Source organism: Deltaproteobacteria bacterium (assembly GCA_011773515.1).
Taxonomy (GTDB): domain Bacteria; phylum Desulfobacterota; class Deferrimicrobia; order J040; family J040; genus WVXK01.
The window spans coordinates 30500-57074 of sequence record WVXK01000007.1 but is presented as its reverse complement, the minus strand read 5'-3'; the positions used below and the strand labels follow the sequence as shown (position 1 = coordinate 57074).

Below are 26575 nucleotides of genomic sequence, written 5' to 3'. Positions count from 1 at the left end.
TCAAAATCTCTCCTTAACGCTTTCTTCGCAATTTTTTCGCACCCATAACTCCGCATTTGAATCATAAAAAGCAAAGACGAAGGTAAAAATAGTCTGACAAACAGGAAACCGAAATATCCCATGGGTTATTTCGCCGTTTCAAAGCGCCTAAAAAACTTCCGGATAAATCGAACCACAAGGAGTATGGGTATGATTGTTTCGCTAACGACCGTTCTTTCTGCGATTCTATCTCTCGTTTTTTGCGTGACCACTTTCGCAGCTGCAGCCCTGAAATTTATCAATGAGAAGGTGGAAAAACGTCCGGCAGTGGCGGTCGTCTACTCCCACTCACACGCAGACCATTTCGGGCGTGTGCGCGGCGTCGTTGACGAGGCAGACGTTCGCAGCGGCAAAGTCAATATACCACGGGGGTAAGCAATGCAGGTCAAATCACTCCGTGAGTTCCTAAAGCTCGAGTCTGCAAGCGGAATTATCCTCATATTTGCTGCGACCCTGGCAATGCTCTTCAACAACTCATCACTTTCCCACATTTACGGGCTCTTTCTCGAGACCCCCGTAGAGGTTCGTGTCGGCTCGCTCAAAATTGCCAAACCCCTCCTTCTGTGGATCAACGACGGGCTGATGGCGATCTTCTTCCTCCTCGTTGGTCTTGAAGTCAAAAGGGAGATGCTCGAGGGCCAGCTTTCGAGCCTCCCACAGATTTCCATGCCCGGAATCGCCGCCCTGGGGGGTATGGTCGTTCCTGCCTTTATCTATGTTCTTCTGAACAGGGGGGACGCGGTTTCCCTGAACGGCTGGGCCATTCCTGCAGCCACGGACATCGCCTTCGCCCTGGGGATTATGGCGCTGCTCGGGGAGCGCGTTCCCACCGGGTTGAAACTCTTTCTGCTGGCTGTAGCGATCATCGACGACATCGGTGCGATCGTTATCATCGCAATCTTTTACTCAGGAGACCTCTCTCTTACCTCCTTCGCCTTCGCAGCGGTGGCCCTGGGGATTCTGGTCGGGCTCAACAGGATCCGGGTGACGCGGATAGCACCGTACATGGTCGTTGGCTTCATACTGTGGGTATGCGTTTTGAAGTCCGGGGTTCATGCCACACTCGCGGGAGTTCTCCTGGCCTTCTGCATTCCCATGAAAGGGAAAAACGAAGGGGAAGGCTCCCCGCTCGACCACCTGGAGCACAAGCTCCATCCCTGGGTCGCTTACATGATCATGCCGGTTTTCGCTTTTTCGAATGCCGGTGTTTCCCTGTCTGGCATATCCTTCAAGACCCTTTTCGCACCCGTGCCCCTCGGCATTGCCCTGGGCCTTCTCCTCGGGAAGCAGATCGGGGTTTTCGGTTTTGCCCGCCTGGGCGTCAGGATGGGCCTGGCAAAGCTGCCCGAAGATGTAACCTGGTCCCAGTTCTACGGCATGGCGGCCCTCTGCGGCGTCGGCTTCACCATGAGCCTCTTCATCGGCTCCCTGGCATTTGAGCACGGCGGGCCCGACTACGGAACGGCAGTGCGCCTGGGCGTTCTTACCGGGTCCATTCTGTCCGGAATTATCGGATTCGTCATCCTTCGGAAAGCTACAGCCAGGGAGATCGTGGAGCCCCAGCAGGACCCGGTACCCGAACGGGAATCCCATTGAGGGGAAGTTTTAAACAGGCCACTTCATATGTAAGGATTGGTGTATAAGTCGGTATTGTTGTAGAACAGCTGAAACTCGATCCCCGACGTTCTCAACAGGTCCTCGCCAAGGGGAACTTTCGACGCTGCCGAGAGCCGTAAAAACAATGGAATTCTGAGGTTGGATATGGCCCCCCTCGATAAGCGCCACGGCGCCGCCGAAACCGATGGTCTCGTTCCCGTAATTTAATTGTCACTCAGGAATGCGAAAATATTGATCCTCCCCCGAGTGGGCCTGGTTTCCGGCACTGCTCTCAGGGGACCGTGCACGCGCCGAACACGACGAACCCGAACCGGTCGCCCGATGCGGTCATGGTCATCTTACCCGTTTCCTCCCCGATTGTCACGCTCCATCCTCGTCCCTGCTGTCCCCCCTGGATGACGAGCGCCCCTCCCTCCTGCTCCATACGCTCGATTCCAACCTCCCGCGTCTCTTTACTTGGAAGGGTTCCCATTGCCGTTTTTCCCGCGAAATCTATCCTGATGAACTGCGGGATGTTTATGCCCTCCGCCGTGCTCTCCATGCAACCGTTCTCCGGTCCGCACTCGAAAACGTCGACCACCGCGCAGAGCAGGTTCGACGATCCGTCAAAAGCCGCAGATGCGGGCGAAACGAGCACAGCGACCATGAGCAAGGCGAATAAGATAGGGGCTGCTTTTCTCATAATGGCTCTCCTTTCGGTTCGATTTTCGTTGATTACAGCCGTGGACTGCGATTTCCGGCGAACATTACCCCGTGTCTTCTTTGCAGTGCCGGCTCTGCGCAAGGGATCGGGAGGTCACTTCACCGAATATCCCCGGCCTTCCAGGCAGGCGGAATAGGCCCGATTGTAACTCGCGCGATTCCGCTCGTAATTTGCCACCTGCTCATTGGCCCACTGCTCTTTCTTCTGCTCTTCCCGGGCTCTCTGGTCGCGCCTCCTCATGCCGCCGACCAGACCGCCTCCTGCAGCGCCGATTGCCGCCCCCTTGCCCGCGTCACCGGCTATCGCCCCGACTGCCAGCCCCGCAACGGCACCACGGGCTGCTCCGCGGGCCACACCACCCTCTTTTGCTTCTTTCCTGGGGGCCGGTTCGGTTGCCGTGGGACGCTGCATGGGGTCGAAACCCGACTGGTCCCTGGCCCACCGGTAGCATTCGAACTCGTCTTTCTCCTGCTGCTCCTTGCTCTGCCCCTGGGCTGGATAGACGACCAGTTCCTGGGCATGCGCAAGGTCCGCAGCCTGCCCGGCGATCCCGAGGAAAAAGAGGAGAAATACTCCCGTGACAACTGCAAAAATAAGCCTTTCGTTACTCTGTTTCCTCCTCATTGTCAGACCTCCGTTCTTTCTTGAAAAAAGGATTTTGTGCAAGTATGACGAGTATGAATTCATTGTCATAAGATTCACGACGGCCTCAACGCGATTCTCATCAATCTCCCACGCTCTGACTCCATCGAAAAGTTTCTTTTTTGCTCTCTGGCCCTGTATCAATTCTCTTGCCGGGCAGATGCCCGGTCACGTGGATCCAGTCACGAGGAGCGTGTCGCAGCGTATCCGCTCTGCCGGAGGGGGTGAAGGGGCATCGAAAAAGGGCATCCTTGGCGGTGAAGACCAGCGTTTCTTCAGGGTGTGGCGGCTCCGGCTCTCCTCGAGTTACGTTACGGGCAGACGCAGAGCTCACGGTGAAAGGGGAGGAAGGAGATGAGAAAAGTTACCTCCTTGGTGACGGATCCGCCGCGAGAACAGAGGGGAGCCCTGCGGCGCTCTTGTAGTCTTTCAGGAGCGAATGTTCCCGGCAATAATGCCGCCCGGGATGGGCAAAGAAACACGGGAAGACTCAAAGATTTGCTCAAAGCTGCAATTTTGAGCAAAGTGAAGAAACTTTTTACCACAGGCACTATCTAAAAGAAACACCGCTATTTAGAAACACCATGATAGACAGTGGTGTCATATCTCAATCACGACGAAAAGGAGGTCCAGGATGGTTACGGGTGGAAGAGGAAAGTGGAGTTATTCTCCCCAGTTGCTGGGAAAACTCCTGCTGGTGCTGATATCGGTCTCCATGCTCGGGTGTGTAGCCGCTGTGCCCGTCATAATTAAGATGGCCAGCTCCAAACACTACACAGCCACGGTACAGATGAAGACAGGGCCAGAGGACGTCTATCGAGCGGTTATTGCTGAACTCGAAAAGAAACCCGATGTGAAAATCGAAACACGGGATGACGAGAAATTTCTCGTCGAAGCTACAAAAGGGGAGATCTTCGCGAGCATCCATGCCGAACCCCTGAAGCGGGGAACCCAGCTGATCGTGACTGCCGATGCCGGCGGCAAGGATGAGGACAAAGACCTGGCCCTTCGCATCGTAAAAGCGGTGTGTGATTTAGTCGGCGAGCAGTGCAAAGCGCCCGAAGAGGGATAAGAAAAGTCTCGCGGACGGGATGATTTGCAACGGCGTTCGAGAAGTGTGTCCGTGTTAAAAGTTTTGACCTTCTTGATCGCCTATCTTTGCTCCTGAAAAACCGTCATCAGGTTTTCGATATTTCGGCGCACGGCGCTTAGGAAGTCTCCTTTATGCCGGAACGCTTGCACAGGGATCGAAGGCGACGCTATCGATCCACATCCTCTTCAGCTTTTCCGCGATCTACTCCTTCGGCTTCCTCTCCCAGTTCATCCGCTTCGCCGGATGAACTTTCAGGATATTGTTGAGTTCGAGCAACTGCTCCCCCGTCGGGATCCGGTCGGGTTCCCAGTGCACGCTTTTTTTACATTGAGATTGTACCGCCTGGCAGGGTACTGGTATACGGGGTGGGATGAGATGATGGGCAGCTTGCGGTTTATCGCGACGATTTCCTTACCTTTCCCGTCAAGGGCCACAAGGTCTTTTTCCAGGGACTCATAGTTCCGCTGAATAACCTCTTTGAAGCCGGGCTCTCTCCGGCTCAGCGCATCGGCAACCTCCTTCGCCTGTTTTGCAGCCAGGTCGAAGTCCAGCCAGGTGGTGGAGGCGATGTAGCTGTCCTTGAACTTTGCCGAGGTGTCCACCAAATTTGCCCGGGGGAGCGACACCTTATCAATCCACTTCGCGTAGCCCGCCCCGTTCAAGAGGATGAGATCGGCCTTCTGGTAGGCAACGATGGTCGGGATATCGGGAGACCAGCCGGCGGGGTCCGCATCCGGCGGGGCGGGAAAGACGACTTTCACGTGCTTTCCTGCAATGCGCCCGGTGAAGCACATAAGGGGATAGTTTACGACATAAACCGTTAATTTGTATGACGTCTCAGCAAAAACCCTCGTGAGGGAAAGGGGACAGACAAGAATAATCATCAATCCGAAAACGATGAATATGGTGATCAAACGAATCCCGCTGAACCTGCTCACCGGACCCGGCTTTAACCCAAATCGAAGCCCAACGCACCGTTGAAGAACAGGATGTAGTTCGAGTCGAAATCCCCTTTAAATCTTACTCCCTGCGCGGTCTGATCGGTCTCTCCCTTTCCCAGCCAGATAAAGCTGAACCCAACGGCATAAAATGGGGTTCCTTCACCACCACCGCCGTAGGACATCCCGAATCTTATCTGCTCGTCCAGCGGCAGGTCGACCGTGCGCTTGTCATCGTCCACGGGCGAAGTGTCATATCCCACGCCCATGGAGAACAAATTTTTATCGAGCTTATAGATCAGCCCGGCACCCACATGCCAGGTGTCATCAAACTCACGGTCAATCGTCTGGATAACCGCTGTCGGGCCTCCCGTTATCTGAAAGCGATTTGCGCTGAAGGCCGACCAGTCCTCCCAATCGGCGTCGAAGAGCAGCGTGAGCTTGTCCGAAACATTTAGTTTCAGGCCGACCTGGAAAAGCTGCGGGAAATCCCAGCTTATTTTCGCCCTGTCCAGCTGGGATGTGATCTGGTTGAGTATCGGGATCTGAACGTTGTTGAACTCGATCGGCCCCTCCAAATCGCTCTCTACCTCGGTTCGGTAGACGCACCCGAGCATGGCCCTGTCCGATATCTGCCAGGTCAGGCCCAGATATCCCTGAAAACCCCAATCATCGAGGCCATCAAAGTCAACTTCCCCATCGGGGGTTCCCGGCGCCAGCGCCGACTGGTTCAATGCAACCTGGTAATCCATCGTGGTGTAGAGAAGAGAAACGCCGATCCCGGCGGATACCCTGTCGCTTATCCTGTACCCAACAGCGGGATTGAGGCTCAAACCGGCAAGGGTCACTTTCGTCGCCGTGTAGCGCCCCACGAAATCCCTGCCGTAGTTTGCGCCCCCCCCGAGGGGGGCGGAAATGCCCATGCCCAGACGCCACTGGTCCGATAATACCTTTACCCCGTATATGCCGGGGATCGCCGTGGCCACCCCGGCGTTGTCCCCGTCGGTCCCTCCCCCATCGGCAATCGACGCGTCGAAGCGGACTTCGGGAAGCAGGAGCTGGACTCCCCCCATGAAAGCATCATTTTTGATGCCGGTCATGCCCGCCGGATTCGTAAAAACGGCGTCGGGTGTTTTGTTGTTCACCACGTTAAAAACACCGGCCGTCCCAACGCTGCCCGGTGAGGCAAGCTCGGAGAGATAGGCCCCGCCCGCAAAGGCTTGATGACAGATACACATCGAAATGACGAGAAAAAATGAATAAAGCGCCCACGTAATACTCTTTCCAGGCATGTCCCCCTCCCTTTACACCGGTATTTAATTGGCACCTCGCCTCAATTGGGCCAAGATCGTTCAATACTGGCCTTTTCCATTAAAGGTGAAAAAAAAACCCATTGCAACGTATAAAGCTCGCTGCTCGCGATAACCTTTTATGCTATAGCAAAGTATTTTCATCCTGTTGAGCTTGACGACTCAGCCCTCATCGGATAAACAGCGCACGGACAAGACTGTGGGCAAACTGGTTCACCGTCACCATCATGACACCGCACAGAAGTCCGCTGGCGGCCACTATGATCAAGATCTTTGCGCCGATAAGCCGGGCGGTGGTGGCGCGACGGCAGCCGAGCTCGAAGATCGTCTCCATCTCCCGCGGCCTGAGACGGAGCGATAACGCGAATACCAGGATGATGGCCATGACCGTCGCCAGCCCACCACGGATATGACCGCGTCGAGAACGTTCTTTATGCGAAAGATGCTCTGGAGGAGCCCGTCGATGACCTCTACGGGCCTCACGATCTGATGGCCCTCCTCGCCGGAGAGGTAGCGGCCGCGCAAAATCGTACCCGATTTGGCATCCTTCGGAACGGCAGCGACGGCCGTGATCGGATAGATCGACGAGTCCCCGTGAAAGTGAAAGGAGCCCACGTTCTCCCCGGTGATCTCCGTGAAGTGGTAGGGCTTTGCCCCCGCCGTCACGCTCGTATCGCTTCGCGAAAGGACCTCGGTATCGTCTTTTATCTTCGTCACATCCTCGTGGCCGTGGCCCAGACCCTGGATGATCCAGGCGGTTTTTATGTCCACGAAAACGGCAAGGTCGTCGGAGGTGTGGGACCTCCTCCCCGAAATAGAGCGTGTTCATGAGCAGGTCCAGCGAGCTGCCCTGCCCGCTCCCGGACCTCTCCGTCGAGATGCAGGGGGGCGGTGATACGGAAAACTCCGGGACATTCAGCCGGAACTCCCCGATAGGGTAGCGAAAGTTGAGAGTACTGATCTGGATGATCCTTTCCCTGTTCTCTCCGGGGTATCCTTACTAACGGATAAGACCGAAAAATTTCAGGCCATCCCTGATAAAGAGCCCTGAAAATATCAACAAGATAACGCCGAGCACGCGAAGGATATACACGTATGCGCTGCTCTTGAGAAAATCCTTGGACCTGTCAACCACCAGTGCTATCAGCACTTTCGATCCTATCAAACAGAGGTAGAATCCCAGTATGAAAGAAAATGCCGACAGGAAACTGTCTTCAAACGCTTTTAACGTAACAGGGGCACCCACTGCAATCCAGAAAAGATACGGATGGGGATTGAGAAAGTTGGTAATCACCCCTTTTCTCAGAGACCTGGGTTTGACTTTCCCAAGGTCCAGCTCAACCCCTTTAACGGTAATGCTCTCGCAGGCCAGATACCCGATAAAGGCTGCACCGAAAATAGAAATGATCCCCAGCAAAAGATCGGAGTGGGACAGTTTCGCGATAACATAGATCGACGCCATTACTATGGGCAGATCCGTAATGATAGGAGCGCTGGCGACCTTGATGCCTTCCCTCTTGCTATGCTTTATGGTTTCGGCGATTACGAGCGTCAACAGCGGTCCGGGAGATATTCCCGCAGCGGTCCCAAAAACTACTCCTGAAATCAGATAGCCCATCGCCTCCATCATTGAACAATGGTTTCCATTATTTGACCGGGCATCGGGACATCAATTCCTGCATGCTTCTTAACTTCTCGGCTCATCTGGTTTTAAATCCTGCCTTCCAAATGCCGCACTATCAACGAGCAGGTTCATAATTCTCTGCAAAGCTTCTGAAGGTCGGGCCGAAATACCATGGGGCTAAGTTGTGGGACCATTGTTCGCAGCCGGGTCAGAGGGAAGGGCCTGACCCCGCTCTACCGCATGTCCTTTGGCTGTCCCGTAGCGGCAAGGACGCTGCTCCAGAGCCTGTCGCCGGGATCCACCTTCTTGCGCGCGGAAACGGTGAGTGGAATCGGTACGTGAGTAAACTCCTGCCTCCAGTTTCCAACCACCATACCCGTGCGTCCCGCCATTCCCGCATGTACCGCAAGCTGCCCGAGGAGGAGGCAAAAGGCAGAGTCCCGGGCGTTGGCGGGAATGCTCCGGATCGTGTAGCTCGGATCGATGTATTTGAGATTCAGCTCCGTGCCCAGGCTCGCGAAATGGGCCCTGATCGCGTCTCTCAAGAAGAGCCCGATATCCCCGAAGCGGATGTTTCCCGAGGCATCCCGCTCCCCCGTCTCCGCCATCAAATCCTGCCCCGCACCTTCCGCAACGACGATCACGGCATGGCCTCTCTGCTCGATCCTCTTTTCCAGTGCTGCGAGAAATCCCTCCAGGGTGAAGGGAACTTCCGGGATCAGGCAGAAGTTCACGTCGTTGTTCGCAAGGGCTGAATAGGCCGCTATGAATCCCGATTCGCGGCCCATGAGCTTCACGAGGCCGACGCCGTTTCTCGCCCCCGTGGCCTCCGTGTGGGCCCCGTAGATCACCCTCCTGGCCTCTGATACGGCCGTCTCGAACCCGAAGGACCAGTGGATGAATGAGATGTCGTTGTCGATGGTCTTCGGGATCCCTATGGCAGAAATGGAAAGGCCCCGGCGCGCGATCTCGTCCGATATGGCCTGAGCCCCCCGGAGGGTACCGTCCCCCCCGATAGTGAAGAGGATGCCGATATTGAACCGCTCCAGTGTATCGACCATCTCCCCCACAGCCTGGGCTCCCCGGGAGGAACCGAGGATCGTCCCCCCCTGCTCGTGTATGATGTTGACCACCCCGGGAGTAAGTTCCATGGGAACATGGCCGTATTTGTCGGTGAGCCCCTCGAACCCGAAAGGAAACCCCAGCACCCTTTTCACGCCGTAGTGATGATAGAGGTTCAGCACGATGGACCGGATCACGTCGTTCAGCCCCGGGCAGAGCCCACCGCAGGTCACGACCCCGCAGGAGAGCTTCGACGGGTCGAAAAAGATCTTCTCCCTGGGGCCTGCCACCTCGAAGGCGGGTGGGGATTCCCCCCTGTCGAAGAATTTTCGCACCTCATCGATCTTTCCGTGGTAAAGCACCTGGCTCCCGTCAGCGACGAAGGTAACACCCTGCATGGGGTTCGGAAAGGTGCACGCGCCAAGCGCCGAAACCTGAAAATCATGACTCCTCACTTCCATGGCGAGCCTCCATCAAAAAATCACCGGGTCATCTGTCAATATCCACCAGGCCACGGTCAGACCCCATCAGCTGCCAAACAGGGTGTTTCCCTCGGACCTGAGGTCCGAAGCCCCCAGCTTTACCCGCTCCGCCATGGAAGCCTCGGCCAGCTTCAGATAGTTGCGGGGGTCGTACATCTTCTTGTTGCCCACCTCGCCGTCCACTTTCAGGACACCGTCATAGTGCTTCATCATGTGGTCCGCAATCGGCCGGGAGAAGGCGTACTGCGTGTCGGTATCGATGTTCATCTTCACAACGCCGTATTCGAGGGTCTCCCGGATCTCCTCAAGGGTGGAACCCGAGCCGCCGTGAAAGACCAGGTCGAAGCGGGCATCCTTCCCGAATGCACTCTCCACCGCCTCCTGCCCCTCCTTCAGGATCTTCGGGCGCAGCTTCACCTTGCCGGGCTTGTAGACGCCGTGGACGTTCCCGAAGGTAGCCGCAAGGAGGAATCGTGCGCCTTTGACCTGGCTCAGCGTCCTTGCCACTTCCAGCATGTCTTCGGGAGTGGTGTAGAGCTTTTCCGGGGGAGCGTCCTCACCGCTGACCCCGTCTTCCTCTCCGCCCACGATGCCCGTCTCCACTTCCAGGATTATCTCGTTTCTGTGGCAGCGCTCGAGCAGCGGTACCGCCAGCTTAAGATTTTCGCTCAAGGGGAGGGTGCTCCCGTCGAACATGTGGCTGTTGAAAAGGTTCTTCATGCCCGCCGCGCGGCGGCGCTCCGTCTCCTCGATGAGGGGAATGACGAAGCTTTCCAGCTTGTCGGCGGTGCAGTGATCGGTGTGGAGGGCGACGTAGATGTCGTACCGCTCTGCAGCCCGGTGCACGTGCTCGGCGATCGAGATCGCCCCCAGCACCATGTCTCCCAGGGACAGGCCCGACGCGAACGAGCCTCCCCCGGTTGAAACCTGTATGATGCCGTCGCTCCTTGCTTCGGCGAGCCCGCGAAGGACGGCGTTCGCCGTCACGAGGGACGTCACGTTTATGGCGGGATAGGCATAGTCATTTTCCTGTGCCCGATCGAGCATCTCGCAGTAAACCCTGTAGTCGGCAACTGGCATGGTTTTTACCTCCTTTTCGGATCACCCCTTCAAAATTCATCTCTCTCACGCGGTCCCGGCACCGCCTTCGATGAAGATGGAGGGGATCGTCTGTCTGCTACCCTCCCTGTCTCTCCAGGTCTATGATCTCCATCCGGTTGTTGCCTTTCGGGTATCTGGGGGATGGCCCCTCGGTCAGGATGACGTACCTTCCATCCAGGTTTTCCCTTCTCACCCACTCCCGGGCATAGGTGTTCCAGTCCTCCGGGTAATCGGGTTCGTAAACAGGGTAGACGCCGTAGGAAAAGGTGAGCGCCTGGCAGGTCTCGTGATGGGGGCTCACAGCCGTCACCCACACGGGGAACCTGAAGCGGGCAAGGCTTCTCGCCGTGTACCCGCTCAATGTGGGGACGATCACCGCAGCAGGGGAGACGTACTCGAGGGCTCGCTGGATGCTCGATGCGATGATGTCCACGGGGCCGACGCCGGCTGCGATTCCTTCTTGTACCCGGGTTGCTTCGTGCCGGAATGACGAACGGTGAGGCTCCGTTTCTTTCGCTATCGAGGCAAGCATCGACACGGCCTCTACCGGATACTTCCCCACCGCCGATTCGCCAGACAGCATGACGCAGTCGGTGCCGTCAAGGATAGCATTTGCCACATCCGTTGCCTCGGCACGGGTGGGACGGGGGTTGTCCACCATCGACTCCAGCATCTGTGTCGCCGTTATCACGGGCTTTCCCATGAAAAGGGCCTTGTCCATGATCCGCTTCTGAGCGATGGCGATCTGTTCGATGGGGATATCCACCCCCAGGTCCCCCCTGGCAATCATGATCCCGTCTGCGGCATGGAGAATCCCATCGATCTGATCAAGAGCAACCGACCGCTCTATCTTCGCTATGATAAAGGGGTTCTTTCCGAAAGACCTGGATGCCTCGCGAACCCGCTCCACATCCCCGGCGCTTTCCACGAAGGACTGGCTGATGGCATCCACCCCCTTTTCCAGGGCAAATGCCATGCAGTCGCGGTCGTGTTCGGTAAAAGCATCTATTCCCAGGGAAATTCCCGGCAGGTTGAGCCCTTTTCGCGACCTGAGCTCACCTCCCGCCACCACGCGGCATGCGACCGTTTTCCCTTCGATCCTTACGACCTCGAGCTGGATCAGGCCGTCGTTGAGAAAGAGGGTGTCGCCCGGCTTCACCACCCCGGGTAGATTCGGAAAGTTCACCGAGGCCCTGCCCACGTCCCCGACTATATCCTCGGTGGTGAGGAGGAAGCTTTCTCCACTTCTCAGGTCGACCGGCTCCTCGGCAAACTCTCCGATGCGGATCTTGGGTCCCGGGAGATCGACCATGATCGCCACGCGCTTTCCCGTCTTCCGTGCAACGTCCCGTATTCTGCCGATTCTCTCCTCATGGGTCTTCAAGTCGCCGTGAGAGAAGTTGAGACGGGCAACGTCCATCCCCGCGAGAATCAGTTTTTCGATGGCTTCCGGCGATTCAGACACGGGCCCGATGGTGCAGATAATCTTGGTCTTGTTCGATGGCAGGGACACAGATAGTTCTCCCTTACACATTCGCCGGCCCGGAGAGGGGTCTCTTCGCTGCCGGCTGGTCTGGTGAGAGGCGGATTTCCCTGTCTTCGTGAAAAATGGACAACCCGTCCCCATCAACGAGGGTGTAGGTTGCAAAATCACGATCGATATCAACACCGAGGGTCTGGCCGCGAATCGTGAGATGAAAGCGCAGCCTGTCTATCCTGTCATACAATCTCGGTTTGAATGAAATTCTCCCACCGTAGTCGCGCATCCCTGCCAGCCCGTAAACCAGTATCATCCAGGTTCCGCCCATGGAAGCGATGTGGCATCCGTCGGCCACGTTGCCCCCCACGTCGGCCAGGTCCATCAGGAGGGCATACCGGGCGTATTCCAGGGACTTCTCCATGTCGCCGACCTCGGCGGCCACGATACTCTGAATGCACACGGACAGGGAGGAGTCGCCCGTGGTGAGGTCGTCGTAGTAGTCGAAGTTCCGCTTTTTCTCCTCCAGGGTGAATTCATTTCCCAGCAGAAACATGGCAAGGACCATATCGGCCTGTTTTATCACCCGATATCGATAGATGACGAGGGGGTGATAATGCAGGAGGAGGGGATACTTTTCCCGGGGTGTGTTTTCGAAGTCCCACCGCTCTTTGTTCTGGAAGCTGTCGTCCTGCAGGTGAATTCCCCTTTCTTCATCGTACGGGATGTACATCATATCGGCCGCCTTTTTCCACTCTTCCACTTCAGAGAGATCGAGGCCCGTCCTGTCCACCAGGACGGCCAATTTATCCGGCTTCTCTCTCTTGAGCAGCTCCACAGTCTCCGCCGCGTACCGCAGGTTCTCCCGGGCCATGAGGTTGGTAAAGGCGTTGTTGTCGACAACCGTGTTGTATTCGTCTGGCCCCGTCACGCCGTTGATGCAGAACTTTCCTGCTTTCTTGGCGTTGAAATGCCCCAGATCCCTCCAGAGCCTGGCGGTTTCAACGAGCATCTCGGAACCGCTGTCGTGGAGAAACTCGTAATCGCCGGTAACCTCGACGTACTTTTTCAGGGCGTACATGATGTCGGCGTTGATGTGGTACTGTGCGGTGCCGGCGGCATAGTAGGCAGAAGCCTCGTCCCCGTTGATGGTCCGCCAGGGAAAAAGTGCTCCCGTCTGATTGACCTCGCGGGCCCGGTTCCTCGCCTTATCCAGCATACTGTGGCGAAGCTTCAGCAGGTTCCTGGCGATGCGGGGGGCCGTGTAAATGAGGAAGGGGAGCACATAGACCTCTATATCCCAGAAGTAGTGCCCCTCGTAGGCCTGGCCGGTGAGACCTTTGGCCGGAATTCCCGTGCCCTCCGCCCTCGCCGCAGCCTGCATCACGTGAAACAGATTGAAGCGGATTGCCTGCTGAATCTCCCTGGTCCCGCGGGGCGCCTTCGGGCTGGCCTCGACCCGGACATCGCCCTTTTCCCAGAAATCATCGAGGAACCCCCGCTGTTCCTTCAGGATACTCTCGAACCCCTGCCCGCGGGCACGGTCCAGGGTCCTCCCTGCACGGCTCACCAGCTCTGCAGAGGGCACCCTCCTCGACGTGTGGTAGGTGATGTACTTCGTAAGGCCGATGGGAACGCCGGCCTTCGCCTCTATGGAAAAAACGATTTTACCCCCGTCTTCGCTCTTCTCACCTGCAGTGGTATAGGCGCAGTCGGTCCTCATTTCGTGATCGACCCCGCAGGCGAGGGTCATCCCGCTGTTCTCCGTTCTGTATCCGAGGAGGATGCGGTGATCGTCGATGGTTGTGGAATCATTGATGAGAACCCTTTTCTCTAATATCTGGGCCTTCCGCGGGTCGAACTCGCTCTCCACGCCGATCAGGTGGTCGATCACTTCCGAAGATATGACGACCGGTACATTTGCGTTTTTCACCGTTACCCGGTAGGAGATTGCCGCAAGGTGGCGGTGCTTGAACGACACGAGCCGGCGGGATTTAATGGAGATGTGCTTTCCAGAGGGTGTCTCCCAGAGGATCTCGCGGTCCAGGGCGCCCTCCTTCATGTTCAGGCTGCGCTCGAAGGCGAGCAGGTTTGCCGTGGGAAGGTAAAAGGGCTCATCATCGACGAAGAGCTTTATGATCTTGGCGTCCGGCACGTTCAGCATGGTCTGGCCGTGCTTGGCGAACCCGTAAGCCTCTTCACCGTACACGATGGGCCAGGACTCGTAAAAACCGTTGACGTAGGTACCTGCAAGGTGTGCGGGGGAGCCCTCCTCAAAGTTCCCGCGCATGCCTATGTACCCGTTTCCAATAGAGAAAACCGTCTCCATCTGAGGGAGAAATCGGGGGTAGAATTTCTTCTCCACGAAACTCCACTCGTCGCCTGAGTATACATGGCGCGGTGGGACGATACGCTCGCGGTGGATCATGGACCTATCACCTCCCAAATTGTTCCATGGGTCGGCATTTTTTTTCGAACATCAGAATAGACCCGGCACCGTGTCTCAATCATGCCGGAAGTTCTCCGTCGCCCAGTTGCCTCACTGGACAAGTTCCCCCAGGTCGACAACCACCAAGTCGGCGCCGTGCTCACGCAAAAGCCCGGCATCCCCCTTCCGGTCTACTCCGATTACGAGACCGAAGCCGCCATCCCTCCCTGCCTGGACCCCGGAAATGGCATCTTCCACAACCACAGCCCGGCCCGGTTCGACCCCGAGCATCTCCGCCGCCTTCAGGTACGTGTCGGGTGCCGGTTTGCCGGGCAGGCTCAACTGCTCGGCAACGACTCCATCTACACGGGCCTCGAAGAGATCCTCGATGCCTGCAGCCTGAAGAACGGCCCGGCAGTTCTTGCTCGCCGAGACCACGGCCGTTTTTATGCCCTTCTCCCTCAGCGTGCGCACGAGGGCAACGCTGCCGTCGAAGACTTCGACCCCTTCCGTTTCGAGGGCCTCCCTGACCATCTTCTCCTTGAGATTTCCCACGCCGCAGATGGTATCGAAGTTCGGGGGCTCGGCGGGGTCACCCTCGGGAAGATGGATACCTCTAGACTCGAGGAAGCCACGAACACCGTCGTACCGGAGCTTTCCGTCAACGTACCGCACGTAATCGGTGGCGATGTCGAAAGGCTCGAAGGCCTCTTTTTCCACGCCGCTCCTGCTGCGGAGAAATTCGTCGAAAGCCCTCTTCCAGCAGGCTGCGTGAATCTTCGCAGTTGCCGTGAGCACACCGTCCAGATCGAAGAGGACCGCATCAAAGCGATCCCGGGTTATGGTCACTCCTCCATCAGCCCGCTCAGGCACATTGACCCTCCTTTCATTGACGATGGCCCCTCGGGACTTCTCTTTCTCCGGGTAAAAATACGTTACACCCTAGATCCTTTACCCGCATGGAAATCTCATCGCTCCTGTATTCCCGAAGACAAGATGGCGAAAACTTCCCGATTTTATTATCCTATCCAAGTTTGGAGGAAAATGTAATATTTTACTGTCCTTTTCGGGTGTGGCGACCCTTCAGTCACGTTTCTCTATCACTTCCCAGTTGACGGCGCCTCCCTCGCCGCTGCGGGCTCCGACGTACTTTCCATCGATGTTGTAAACCGTCACCTCGAAGGTATTCCCATCGAAGGTCGTTACGATCTTCCCGTTCCGAATCTCATAGGGCGCGATCCCCTCGGGGACGGATCCACCGTGAAATGCCTGATAGGATAAATGGTGAAGGCGCTCTTGCGTTACATTGCGGACACGCCTTTTTCCGTCGGCCGAGTAGGTTGCCTCGTACAGCTCCCCCGTGGCGTTGTTTTTCACCACCAGCGTCTTACCGACGATTAGCTCACGCAGCGCGCCGTTTTCAAGCGGCAAAACGCCGCGGCCCTTGAGTGACGATGTCGTCAAAGCCTCCCCTTCCGCCTTTGCAGGGCGTGACTCCACCACTTCCCAGTTGACGGCCCCCCCCTCATCGCTGCGGGAAGCGACATATTTCCCATCGACGAGAAAGACACGCGCCTCGAATGTCTTCCCCCCGAAGGTGGTGATGACACGGCTGTTGCGTATTTCATAGGGCGCCACGCCCTCGGATACGGAACCGCCGTGGAAGGCGTACACGGCGGATTTCTGAATCTGCCCCTCATCGAGACGCCTCAATATCCGCTGGCCGTTCACGCTGTAGGTCGCCTCGAACAGCTCACCCGTGGCCCTGTTCCGCACAACCAGCGTCTTCCCGAAGACCAGCGCACGGAGCGCCGTGTCGCCGAGAGGATCCTTTCCCTGCTCTTCTAAAGAGGTCACCGTAAGGGCTTCTTCGGCGCCGGCCGTTGCCGCCGTGGACCACGCAACAATCGCCGAAACAAGCAGTATCAATGCAAACCGTTTTTTCATCGTCCTTTTCCCCTCATGCGGCATCTTCTGATCCTTTCTGTGCAATGTGCCTCCGTAAAAAGTGAAACTTCTGCGTTCAGGGCGTGTACCAGATCGGGCTGGTGTACGCCCGCTCCTGTATGGTAGCCGGATGGCCGGTTTCCTTCGGGTCCATACCCAGGGCTATAGCATCGTAGAGGGAATGGCGCGGCGTGGGGATCTGCAGCACCCGCACGTAGTAGAATGCGCGCACTCCCGGATCGAAGTCGGGATCGGTCCAAACCACGGCCAGACCGGCATCACCGATGGAATTTGTGTAAGTAGCGGTCTCCTGGTCCACCGTGTTCCCCACAGGGGGGGCTTTTCCATCCTTCCCGGCCTTCCGTCCGCCTGACAGGGCGGCGTCGTAGATCTTCTCCTGGAGGTTCCCATCCTTGTCTACCCACCCCTTGATGACCTGAACTCTGTCCAGGTTTGCCCCGTTTGGATCCTTCATGGCACTGATGAGGAACGTGGGCTTCTTGCCTTCGGGCGCGGCGGTCAGGTCGCCCCCCATGGGTACGCCTTTCCGGTAGCCGGTCTCGGCCGGGTCCGCAACTTCTGCATCTTCCGGCGTGTAATCCCAGCCGCCGAAGAAGCGGACCTGGATCCGCGGCCCCGTGGTCGCGTATACCTCCTTGCGTTGGAATGCGTCGAAGAGTGACTCCCGCGTGTTCTCTTCCGCCCACACCGCTACCAGACCGGCAGCGCTCATGTCAAAGCCCCTGGCCCCGGGAATCACCTCTCTGCTGCTCGTCTCAGGGGTGGAGTCGAGAGCAAACTTGCCGTGGAAATTGTCCTCTTCCGCGGATGCCATTCCCGAGTGTGAATCTGTTGAACCGATCATGCCGAACTTGTAGGGGTTTGCTCCGGTATCCCCTTCGATCTTCAGGCCCCGCTTCAGGGCTGACCGGGCGTAGTCGCCCTCATCCGCTTTGGGTGTCCCTGCGTGCTCACCGACGGCGATAACATGCTCGTAGGTCTCATAATCAGCAAATTCGTCGGTAGGCGTAAGGCTCGAATGGGTCTCCGAATCCCCCTTTATCTGGGTCATCTCCACCACCGGCTCCCAGCGCATGCGGGTTTCCCCGTACTCCTTCGTGATGGGATTTCCCTCGCTGTCCATGAGAGGGAACATGAGTCCCTTGCTGATATTGGAATTGTGAGGGATGGCGAGAAAGTTTGCCCCCGCCTTTTCAGAGGTCGTCTCCAGCCACTTCCACAACTTTTCGGGCTTGGTGCTGTCGAAGGAGGTGTAAGGGATGAACATTTTGCCTTTGTCTTTCCCCTCGCGCATGAAGATAACCCGGTGAAGGTTCGCTCCGTTCGGCGTGGAGGACCATTCCCACCCCAGGAAGGCGGTGAACTTCCCCGGTTCATTGTGCCGCTCCGCAGCGTCCATGATCTCCCCCCAGACCGTGCGGTTGATCTCCGGTGAGTTGAAGTCAGTGTCGGGGACCCCGGCATTGACCTGGGCGATCAATTCGGCAAAAGCCTCGAACTCCCTCCCCTCATCGGCCAGTTTCCTGAAACGTTTCCCCGCCTCGGTGTTGGCCACGAGGGGATCGCCCTGCAGGATCTTGGGTACCACACCCATATACTCGCCGTGATCCGATACCACGAGGAAATCGAGGGAGGTATGAATCTGGATTCTCGCCTTGTGATATGGATGTATGACGGGGAAGCCCTTGGCATAGCGGTAAGCCGTGTCAGGGTCCGCACTCCGGTTCTGCATCAGGTATGCATCGGGAGAGTATGAAGTGTGAAGGTGCGTGTCGCCCCAGTAGAGTTTGGTGTGCCGCACCTCACCCGCAATGGTCGGTTCCGCCTTTTTCTCTCCTTCGACGGCCGGTTTTTCGGCTTCGGCAGGAGCAGCCTTTTCCGCTGGGGCTTTCTCCTTCGGCTCATCCACCCGGGTGCAGGACCAGACGACCACCAAAAGTGTGACCAACAAAAAGATGCTCACATTGGGCTTTTTCTTTACCATCAAACTTTCCTCCTATTTTTTCCTAAGAACAATTCCTTGCCCGGCGTACCCTTCACCAGCTGTATACGCATAAATTCAGGGCGTGTACCAAATTGGCGATGTATAGGCGCGTTCCTGATGGATCAATTTCGTCCCCTTCGGAACCTCGGCGCCCAGGCGGACCTTGTCATACAGCACCCAGCGTGGTGTCGGGATCTCGATCACGCGCGCATAGTAGAAGGCTTTTTCATTCGGATCGAAATCCGGGTCGGTCCAGACCGCGGCGAGTTCGGAGGCCCCGATGGTGTTGGTCCAGTTCGCGGCCTCCAGGTCGACGGTGTTACCCACCGGTGTTTTGCAGCGGCCGTCCGGTCCAATTTTACGGCCGTCAGAAACGGCAACATCATAAATGCGCTCGTGGGTCTTGCCATCCTTGTCGAGCCAACCCTTGATGATTTGAATGCGGTCGAGATTTGCGCCTATGGGATCGCGCAGGGCATAGGCCATAAACGTCGGCGCCTTGCCCTCGGGGGCCTTCGTTAAATCTCCACCCATGGGCACGCCCTTCTCATAGCCGTGGAAAGCAGGTGCGCGGCTGCGCAGGTCATCGTCGGTAAACTCCCAGCCACCGAAGAAGCGCACCGGGATGCGCGGGCCGGTGGTGGCGTAGGTCTCCTTTCGCTCCATAGCGTCAAAGATCGCCTCGCGCGTGTTCTCGTTTGCCCACACACCCTGGTAGCCGGAGGCAACAATCTCATAACCTTCTATGGCTCCGAGTTTCGATTTGATAAAGGGATGCGTTATCCGAGTTGCGGAAGGTTCAACGCTGGTGGATTTCCCGAAAAAGTTCTCCTCCTCAGCCGTGGCCAGGCCGGTATGGCTGTCTGTCGCACCAACCATGCCGAACTTGTAAGGATTGGTGCCGAGCTTCTTCTCGAGGACGAGGCCGTTCTTTAGTGCCTCGCGAGCATATTCACCATTCAACATGTCGGGCTTCTTGAGCACCGTGAGGTCGAGGTTGCCTTTGTCCCAGGTTTCGTAGTCTGCGAACTCATCGGTGGACGACAGGTATGGATGCGTCTCGCCGTCACCTTTTATCTGGGTCACTTCGTAGAGCGGTTCCCACATGGCGCGCAGCTCCACATAGTTCTTGTCAACCTTGCCGCCGGCATAGGTATCCACCATGGGGAACATCCAGCCGTTGGAGAGGTTGCCGTTATGGGCCAGTGCAAGGGCCTGGCCACCGGTCTTGTTCTCATAATCCGCCAGCCACTTATAAAGATCCAAGGGGTCCTGCGAACCCAGGGGCGGCATAGTGGTCAGTGGAATCACCTGGCGCGCACGGCCCCCGTCGTCCCGCAGGATGACGTTGCGATGCAGATTGTTTCCTTTGGGAACCGATGTCCATTCGAAACCGATCAAGGCCGTGAACCGGCCCGGATCATTAAAGCGATCAGCCGTCTTGGTGATATCCTCCCAAACCCCGTTGTAAATCTTGGAGCCGGGAGAGTAGTCCTCGAGGAGTTTCTCGGGAATCTTCATCTGGGCGAAATGGGTGATCAGGTCAAACGCGGCCTTTCCCGCAGCCTCCCCGCCCTTCTTAAAGCCCTCATGCCATTCCTTGCCCTTCGGAACAGCTAAAATATTGGGTGTGCCTTTCTGGATGTCAAACGCAATACCCATCATGTCGGAATGGTCCGTGATCACGATCCAATCGAGCGGCCTGGCCAGTTTGACCGGCAGACCGGTCGACGACTTGATTTCTTCGCCACGGGCGAAGCGGTAGGCGTCTTCGTGGCCAAGGATATTGCCAAACAAGCCGGCATCGAGGGACACCCCTGTGTGCAGATGCGTCTCTCCCCAGTACACCCTGCTGGGAAAAGAACGCTGGGCGTAGGGTGAATAGGTCTTTCCGGGATAGAGTCCCTTGATGACCTCGGGGTCAGGGCTGCCGATGTCCTGAGCGAGGGCCACACCTGGCAATGTCAGTGCCGTTATGGCAACAACAGCCAGGAAAGATTTACACAGCTTCTCTATCATCAGGCGCACTCGTTCCATTTCAATCTCCTTTCGAGTAAAGAGTAAATAACGGTTTCTCTGTTTTTGACCATTAACCTTTCACTTTTAATTTCTTATGGTGTACTCTTCGGCCCGCCTCCCCGTATTCGCCTTTCGGCTGCGACGAGGCGAGCACCAGAGGTTTTGGCGAGGCAGGCAAGCCCCTCGGCAATTATAAAATTGCGAGCTCGGGGAAAGCTCACGGTGTATACCATATCGGCGACGTATATGCCCTTTCCTGCGTGATCATGGGCACCTCATCTGACATTTTCACGCCGAAGCGTTTGGCATCGTAGGCTGTCCACCTGGGCGTCGGGATCTCGATGACCCGTGCGTAGTAAAACGCCCGAAGCGATGGGTCAAAACCTGGATCTTTCCACACGGTGATAAGTTCCGAGTCGCCGATTGTATTCGTCCAGATGGCGTTTTCAACGTCCACCGTATTGCCCACGGGCGGAAGCTTGCCATCGGGGTCGGGTTTGCGTTTGTCCGCATCACCCCAGGCGACGTCATAGACTTTTTCATGTGTCTTGCCTTCGCTATCCAGCCATCCTTTTATTATCTGTATCCGGTCCAGGTTTCCCCGGTATGGATCTCTCAACGCTGCCACAAGAAATGTGGGAGCCTTGCCCTCAGGGGCACTCATAAGATCACCTCCCATGGAAACCCCTTTGGAATATCCGATTATGCCGGGTGCCCTCTGCGCGGCGTCTTCAGCGTCAAAGTCCCAACCCCCGAAGAACCAGACCGTCATTCGCGGGCCGGTGGTTGCATACACTTCCTTGCGCTTCATCGCATCGAAAATCGCCTTGCGGGTGTTTTCCGTGGCCCATACCGCAGCGTAGCCGGAACTTACCTGTTCCCATCCATAGTACTTAATGTCTCCAAACTCACCGATCAGCGCGCTCCATCTTTTTGGCTTAGGTTCTTTGCCCGCATGCTTGCCGAAGAAGTTCTCCTCCTCACCGGTAGCCAGCCCGGTGTGAGAGTCGGTAGATCCCACCATGCCGAACTTGTATGGGTTCACGCCGAGGGCCTGCTCAAGCTTTAGGCCGTTCTTGAGGGCCTCCCTGGCGTACTCGTACTGAAGCATCTCATCCTTCTTCGGAACCGGGCCCAGGTTGCCTTTGTCCCAGAGGACGTCGTACCCGGCGAACTCGTCGTTGGGTGACAGGTAGGGGTGTGACTCACCATCACCCTTGATTTGCGTAACCTCGTATATGGGCTCCCAGCGGATCCGTGTCTCTACGTATTCCCTTGTAAGGGACTTGCCAGTTTCAGGATTGATCGTAGGAAACATCAGGCCGTTACTCACGTTGCCGTTGTGTGCCAGGGCAAGCAGCCTTCCCCCGGTCTTCACTTCGTACCTTTCCATCCATTTCCATAAGTCTTCGGGATTGAAGCTCTCTGCTGCCGTGAAGGGGAGCAACTTCCGCGCCTCGTCTGCACCGTCACGATAGAGGACGTTGCGGTGAAGATTGTTGCCGCCATCAGTCGAGGTCCACTCGTATCCTATAATGGTTGTAAATCTGCCCGGTTCGTTGTATTTCTCCGCCGTATCCAGATATCTCTCCCAGATCGAACTGACAAAATCCTCGTTCATGAGGATTTCCGGGATCTTTTCCCCTGACACTCCTGCGAAAGTCTCAATAACTTCCATCGTTGCCATGAGAGCTGTCTCCCCACCCTTTATGATCCTCTCGTGCCAGTCCCTGACCTTCGGGTCCCTGAGAAGATCCGGGTTACCGGCAACGATCTCGTTCATCGTACCCATGGCATCGGAATGGTCTGTTACCACCAGCCAGTCCAGGGGCCGGGAGAGCTTCACGCGCTCACCGTGAGTAGCGGTGACTTCCTCACCGCGGGCAAACCTATAAGCTTCTTCCGGGCCCAGCTTCACGCCAAAGGCCCTCGCATCGAGCGAGAGGGATGTGTGGAGGTGGGTGTCACCCCAGAGCACCATGGTTGGAAAGTTACGGCCCGCGTATGGCGAGTAGCCGGGGGCCTTGAAGACACCCTTGACATCCTCTCTGACGACACTGCCGGCATAGTCGGCCGAGGCCGGCAGACCCAGAATAGAAGCCATTAATAACGAGGCAATGAATACGGCTAAAATTCGTAAGCTTTTCATTAATGCTCCTCCCTTTTTCAACCATTTAACAATCATCGATTACCAGAAAGAGATCGTCCTCTGAATGAACCAGAACGCCGCCAGCGATCCGATAGCGTACGCCGGCGCCTGCTGAACCCAGAGGGGCCATTTCACTTTCATTTTCCGGATCCCCCATCGAACCGAAAGGACTGCGGCGACGAACATGAGCTGCCCCACCTCGACACCGACGTTGAAAAAGAGCAGCGCAAGGGGGATATCCACCTGCGGTAGGCCGACTTCCGTAAGAGCACCGGCAAACCCGAAGCCGTGCAGAAGACCGAAACAGAGAGCCACGAGCCAGGGCGCTCTCGAGGTAAGCCCCATCTCCCCCTTTCCCTGTTTTGTTAGCTCCGTTGCCAGGAAAAGAATGCTCAAGGCGATAACCGCCTCCACCGGGGCCTGCGGTACGGGGACGAACCCGAGGGCCGCCATGGCAAGGGTCACGCTGTGTGCAAGGGTAAAGGCAGTGATGGTCTTTACCAGCAGCATGGTGCTTCCCACGATCAGAAGAAGTCCAAGGACAAAGAGCAGGTGGTCGAACCCTCCCAAGATATGCTCGATACCGAGCACGAGATAGGAGCCGGCAATCTTCGATTGAGACGATTTTTCGGGCACGAGGAAGGATGGGGAATCGGGGCGCAGAACGGAGGTGTAGGTGTGCCCATCCAGCAACTGGATCCGCAAGAGCGTGTCCGTTTGCGTCGCAGCAAGTCCTTCGATAGTGATTGCCTCATCGATCAGCCCCTTGGTTCCGCAATCGACGAACCAGCGCTCTACCGCTCCCCCTGTGAGCTGCTGAACCACCGGCTCGGAAAGGTTCCGGCAGCCCGACGGAAGCCGGGGATATATGTTCATGGGAATGTCGCCGACAAGGGGCCGCTTCCACAAAACGTTGAACCTGGCAGCGCTCTGTTCGCTTATCTCCAGGTATGCAGGCTGGAGCCGGTGCGCCAGGGCTCCTCCTGCCCATGTGGGGAGCAGTGAAAGGGCCAGAAAAATTATGGTAACGAGACGGCTCATTGAGTACCGCCTCCGATAACCGCTGCCCTTGCCGTTCCCGGCTGCTCAGTCCTCCCTTCCATGACGATCTCGTATCGCTCCTTCAATTTCCTGTAGATCTCCTCGTTGGTCTTCTGCCTCTGCTCGTACATCCAGTCCCTTCGCACCTCTTCGATTACCTGGGCAAGCTCCGGCATCCGGGAATCTATCCTTTCGTCGATTCGCACGAGGTGAAGTCCATAGCCGGACTCTATGGGGCCCTGCCAGGCGTTTGTCTCTAATTCGAAGAGCCGGTCCCCAAAGCTGTTCCCGAACAGACGGGCGACTTCGAGGGGCGTTGCCCGGGCAAAATCGTATCCCGGCATGAAGCTGTCTCCGCGGTCGAAAGTTCTCGAGTAAGCACCGGGACCGGCTGTGAGTTCAGACAGAACCCTTTTTGCATCGGAGTGTGCCTTTTCACCACGACTGTCGAAGCTGAAATAGATGTGAGTGAAAGACACGCGGGCAGGGATTTCGTATCTGTCCTGATTTTCGAGTAAGAACTGATTCAGTGCGTTCTCATCGGGTGTTCTGAGATCTGCGAGGTCATTTGTGAGAAACTCCATCTTCTGCATCAACCTTCGCCGCAGGACCGTGTCGTTGTGGTCGAGCCCCAGCGCAAGGGCTTCGCGATAGTAGACTTCCTCGCGTATGTAATCCTCAACGAGACCTGCGAGCTCCTGCTCGGTAGGCGGGCGGTTCCACTTTCTCGACCATGCATCGCTCAGCCGCTCGATATCCGATGCAGTAACGACTATCCTGCTCCCGGAAGAGTCATACCCTTCCCTGTTTAGGGCTGAGAACAAAACGAAGATCAGAGACCCGATGATCAAAAAATGAAAAAGGGGTTCCCGCAGCCAATCTGTTCGCATTTCACTTCCCGTCTAAAATTCAATATATTTTTGATGAAGAACCCCATATTGCCGTTGCAACATTTCTTCGTTGATTTCTCTGGATACGAGAGTGAAGGTCAGGGGATGGCGGGGTAAAAGACGAAGCCGAAAAACTATCTCGGAATCACTGATTCAATGTCCATAGTTTGGGCAGGGAAGTGCAAAAGAGTAAACAAATTGGTTACATGGATTGTTTCAGGGGTTTTCCCGCCTGCGGTTGGCCGTACCGATCCATTAACTCCTCCATTTACTACGACAGGGAGAGCATGGAGAGAATATCGGAGGACACCGTTCGCGTCCGGTTGAAGTCTTCCCGGACCTCCGGGTCTCCCGGTTTCAGCACTTCTTCGGTAAAGATCGACTGTTCTAAGAAGGCCTGTTTCCCCGAATCGATAATCCGCCAGGACAGGACGGGGGAGGTGACGAAGCGGTCGGAGGCCACCCGGTGGATTCCCGTAAAACCGAACACGCCGATAAAACTGCTCTACCTGATCGTGTGCCTTTAGCAGGGAAGACGAGGATTACTCCCCCTGTTTCTGTGGACCGGGAAGCCGCTCGAGCCATGAGCCGTCCTCGAGCCAGCTCTCCGCGAGAACTTCCAGCCTTCCGCTTCCATCGAGGTTTCCCAGAAAGTTCTCCAACCAGTTTATCAGGTGTGGGTCGCCCGCAGGCAGGGCGATACCGATCGGCTCATAGGTGAGACGCGTAAATATCGAGACGAAACCCTGCTCGGGGTAGCGAAGGACAGACACAGCGCATATTTCGTAGTCCGCGATCATGGCGTCTGCTTTACCCTGCATCACCATCTTAACCGCCTCGTCATAGCTCTCGGCGGTCACGAGCTTCGCCCTGGGGATGGCATCCTCGGCGAAATACTCGCTCGTGGACCCTGCAAGGGCAACGAGGGTAATATCCGGGGTGTCAACTTCGGAGGGCTCCTCTGCAGAAGCGATAGTTTCGATTTTCGTGAGAAATGCCTTTCCGGTAACGTAATAGGGGCCGACGAAGGCAACGCCCAGGTTGCGCTCGGGGGTTATGGTCATGCCGGAGAGGATCATGTCAATCTTCTCCTCCAAGAGGGCCGGAAGAAGCTCGGCAAAGGGCATCGTCTCGATCCTGAGCCCCACCCCCATCCCGGCAGCCATGTACCTGGCGAGCTCCGGCTCCAGGCCGATGATCTCACCCTCCTTGGTCGTCATGTTCAGGGGGGGCATGTTTCCCGCCATGCCCACCACGAGCTCCTCCCTGTCCAGGATCCTGTCGAGAACGGGAGACACACTCGTTTTCCCAACCCCGGACGTCGTGTGGGCACATCCTCCAAGAATAGCCACGGACAGAACCAGAGAGAGCACAACAAGAATTTTCGACTTCCTCATTTTCCTCCTCCTCTTTTCCTGTTCTTCAGCAAATCCGGTTCAAAGGCCTGCATGCTCAAACAGAGAACGGTCGGGCTATGATATTTAGATTCCCTTGCGACTGTTTTCCCAACGACCTCGAATTTCATTATAATATAGAACCAAGGGGAAGATCATGGAAGCAAAGAGAAGAGCAATTACCCTCCTGCTGGTCGCCTCAATTGCCCTCTGCGGGTATTTTGCAGCAGAGGGGGCAGACTGGATGCTGCTGGAAAAAACGGACAAAGCAGCTTTCTATTACGCAAAGGACAAAAACAGCGTTCCGGGGAGGGACGTGCAAAATGTCTGGGTGCGGAAAGTCTACCTTGATTCGGGTCAGAGAGATTACGCCGCAGGGATGGCCGAGATAGACTGCGCGAGGAGAACCTACAGCAAGATTCAATACAAGGTCTACAACAAGCGCGGCACCATCATGCAGGACAAAGGTCTGGATGCAAACACACTCCGGCTCCAGATCCCGCGTGGTTCGGTCATAGAGAGACTCTATGACACCGTCTGCGCCGACAGGTTCTAAAATACGTCGAAGATAAGCTCCTGAGCGTTTGTGCAACATTCCACAAGTCACCTTTTTT

Annotated in this window: 22 protein-coding genes and 1 pseudogene; 5 read left to right on the top strand and 18 right to left on the bottom strand. The window is 56.6% G+C overall.

Going from position 1 to position 26575, the window contains the following annotated elements:
- Positions 1-255 precede the first annotated feature (255 nt).
- Together GTN70_01185 and nhaA are read left to right on the top strand one after the other, a co-directional pair.
- A pseudogene (locus GTN70_01185) lies at positions 256-402 on the top strand (MBL fold metallo-hydrolase).
- A gap of 15 nt (positions 403-417) precedes the next feature.
- Positions 418-1635 (top strand): Na+/H+ antiporter NhaA, encoded by a 1218-nt coding sequence (gene nhaA / locus GTN70_01180; protein NIO15610.1) that lies wholly within the window; start codon positions 418-420, stop codon positions 1633-1635.
- A gap of 292 nt (positions 1636-1927) precedes the next feature.
- On the opposite strand, the gene GTN70_01175 is transcribed toward nhaA, so the two are convergent.
- Positions 1928-2338, bottom strand: a complete 411-nt coding sequence (locus tag GTN70_01175) for a hypothetical protein (GenBank protein NIO15609.1) — start codon at positions 2336-2338, stop codon at positions 1928-1930.
- A 114-nt stretch (positions 2339-2452) separates the two neighbouring features.
- Positions 2453-2983, bottom strand: a complete 531-nt coding sequence (locus GTN70_01170) for a hypothetical protein (GenBank protein ID NIO15608.1) — start codon at positions 2981-2983, stop codon at positions 2453-2455.
- A 652-nt stretch (positions 2984-3635) separates the two neighbouring features.
- On the opposite strand from GTN70_01170, the gene GTN70_01165 reads away from it, so the two are divergent.
- Positions 3636-4073, top strand: coding sequence for a hypothetical protein (locus GTN70_01165; GenBank protein ID NIO15607.1), 438 nt, complete (start codon positions 3636-3638; stop codon positions 4071-4073).
- A 272-nt stretch (positions 4074-4345) separates the two neighbouring features.
- On the opposite strand, the gene GTN70_01160 is transcribed toward GTN70_01165, so the two are convergent.
- The 15 genes from GTN70_01160 to GTN70_01090 all read right to left on the bottom strand — a co-directional run bounded on the left by GTN70_01160 (position 4346) and on the right by GTN70_01090 (position 24567).
- On the bottom strand, positions 4346-5032 hold the full coding sequence (locus GTN70_01160) for a zinc ABC transporter solute-binding protein (GenBank protein ID NIO15606.1): 687 nt from the start codon (positions 5030-5032) through the stop codon (positions 4346-4348).
- Between the two features lie 11 nt (positions 5033-5043).
- On the bottom strand, positions 5044-6324 hold the full coding sequence (locus GTN70_01155; protein ID NIO15605.1) for a hypothetical protein: 1281 nt from the start codon (positions 6322-6324) through the stop codon (positions 5044-5046).
- Between the two features lie 282 nt (positions 6325-6606).
- Positions 6607-7113 carry a hypothetical protein gene (locus tag GTN70_01150; GenBank protein ID NIO15604.1) on the bottom strand — a complete coding sequence of 169 codons (507 nt, stop codon included), beginning with the start codon at positions 7111-7113 and terminating at the stop codon, positions 6607-6609.
- 229 nt (positions 7114-7342) lie between these two features.
- The gene (locus GTN70_01145) at positions 7343-7960 is read right to left on the bottom strand and encodes a LysE family transporter (GenBank protein NIO15603.1); all 618 of its coding nucleotides are present in this window, start codon (positions 7958-7960) and stop codon (positions 7343-7345) included.
- 239 nt (positions 7961-8199) lie between these two features.
- The gene (locus GTN70_01140) at positions 8200-9489 is read right to left on the bottom strand and encodes an ATP-dependent 6-phosphofructokinase (protein NIO15602.1); all 1290 of its coding nucleotides are present in this window, start codon (positions 9487-9489) and stop codon (positions 8200-8202) included.
- A gap of 66 nt (positions 9490-9555) precedes the next feature.
- Complete coding sequence (gene fbaA / locus GTN70_01135; GenBank protein ID NIO15601.1) at positions 9556-10590, bottom strand: class II fructose-bisphosphate aldolase; 1035 nt, start codon at positions 10588-10590, stop codon at positions 9556-9558.
- A gap of 97 nt (positions 10591-10687) precedes the next feature.
- Positions 10688-12124, bottom strand: coding sequence for a pyruvate kinase (pyk, locus tag GTN70_01130; GenBank protein NIO15600.1), 1437 nt, complete (start codon positions 12122-12124; stop codon positions 10688-10690).
- Positions 12125-12137: 13 nt separating this feature from the next.
- Positions 12138-14516, bottom strand: a complete 2379-nt coding sequence (locus GTN70_01125; GenBank protein ID NIO15599.1) for a glycoside hydrolase family 65 protein — start codon at positions 14514-14516, stop codon at positions 12138-12140.
- Positions 14517-14627: 111 nt separating this feature from the next.
- Complete coding sequence (locus tag GTN70_01120) at positions 14628-15365, bottom strand: beta-phosphoglucomutase family hydrolase (protein ID NIO15598.1); 738 nt, start codon at positions 15363-15365, stop codon at positions 14628-14630.
- Positions 15366-15599: 234 nt separating this feature from the next.
- Positions 15600-16508, bottom strand: coding sequence for a hypothetical protein (locus tag GTN70_01115; GenBank protein ID NIO15597.1), 909 nt, complete (start codon positions 16506-16508; stop codon positions 15600-15602).
- Between the two features lie 31 nt (positions 16509-16539).
- Complete coding sequence (locus GTN70_01110) at positions 16540-18468, bottom strand: DUF3604 domain-containing protein (GenBank protein NIO15596.1); 1929 nt, start codon at positions 18466-18468, stop codon at positions 16540-16542.
- A gap of 75 nt (positions 18469-18543) precedes the next feature.
- Positions 18544-20487, bottom strand: coding sequence for a DUF3604 domain-containing protein (locus tag GTN70_01105; protein ID NIO15595.1), 1944 nt, complete (start codon positions 20485-20487; stop codon positions 18544-18546).
- Positions 20488-20704: 217 nt separating this feature from the next.
- The gene (locus GTN70_01100; GenBank protein NIO15594.1) at positions 20705-22636 is read right to left on the bottom strand and encodes a DUF3604 domain-containing protein; all 1932 of its coding nucleotides are present in this window, start codon (positions 22634-22636) and stop codon (positions 20705-20707) included.
- Positions 22637-22675: 39 nt separating this feature from the next.
- Positions 22676-23677 carry a HupE/UreJ family protein gene (locus GTN70_01095; protein ID NIO15593.1) on the bottom strand — a complete coding sequence of 334 codons (1002 nt, stop codon included), beginning with the start codon at positions 23675-23677 and terminating at the stop codon, positions 22676-22678.
- Complete coding sequence (locus tag GTN70_01090; GenBank protein ID NIO15592.1) at positions 23674-24567, bottom strand: peptidyl-prolyl cis-trans isomerase; 894 nt, start codon at positions 24565-24567, stop codon at positions 23674-23676. The genes GTN70_01095 and GTN70_01090 overlap by 4 nt, the downstream gene beginning before the upstream one ends.
- 206 nt (positions 24568-24773) lie before the next feature.
- Here GTN70_01090 and GTN70_01085 point away from each other — a divergent pair, with 206 nt between their 5' ends.
- The gene (locus GTN70_01085; protein ID NIO15591.1) at positions 24774-25094 is read left to right on the top strand and encodes a hypothetical protein; all 321 of its coding nucleotides are present in this window, start codon (positions 24774-24776) and stop codon (positions 25092-25094) included.
- A gap of 15 nt (positions 25095-25109) precedes the next feature.
- Here GTN70_01085 and GTN70_01080 read toward each other — a convergent pair whose 3' ends face one another.
- Complete coding sequence (locus GTN70_01080) at positions 25110-25964, bottom strand: transporter substrate-binding domain-containing protein (GenBank protein NIO15590.1); 855 nt, start codon at positions 25962-25964, stop codon at positions 25110-25112.
- Positions 25965-26118: 154 nt separating this feature from the next.
- On the opposite strand from GTN70_01080, the gene GTN70_01075 reads away from it, so the two are divergent.
- Positions 26119-26517 carry a hypothetical protein gene (locus GTN70_01075; GenBank protein NIO15589.1) on the top strand — a complete coding sequence of 133 codons (399 nt, stop codon included), beginning with the start codon at positions 26119-26121 and terminating at the stop codon, positions 26515-26517.
- The last annotated feature ends 58 nt before the right edge of the window (positions 26518-26575 follow it).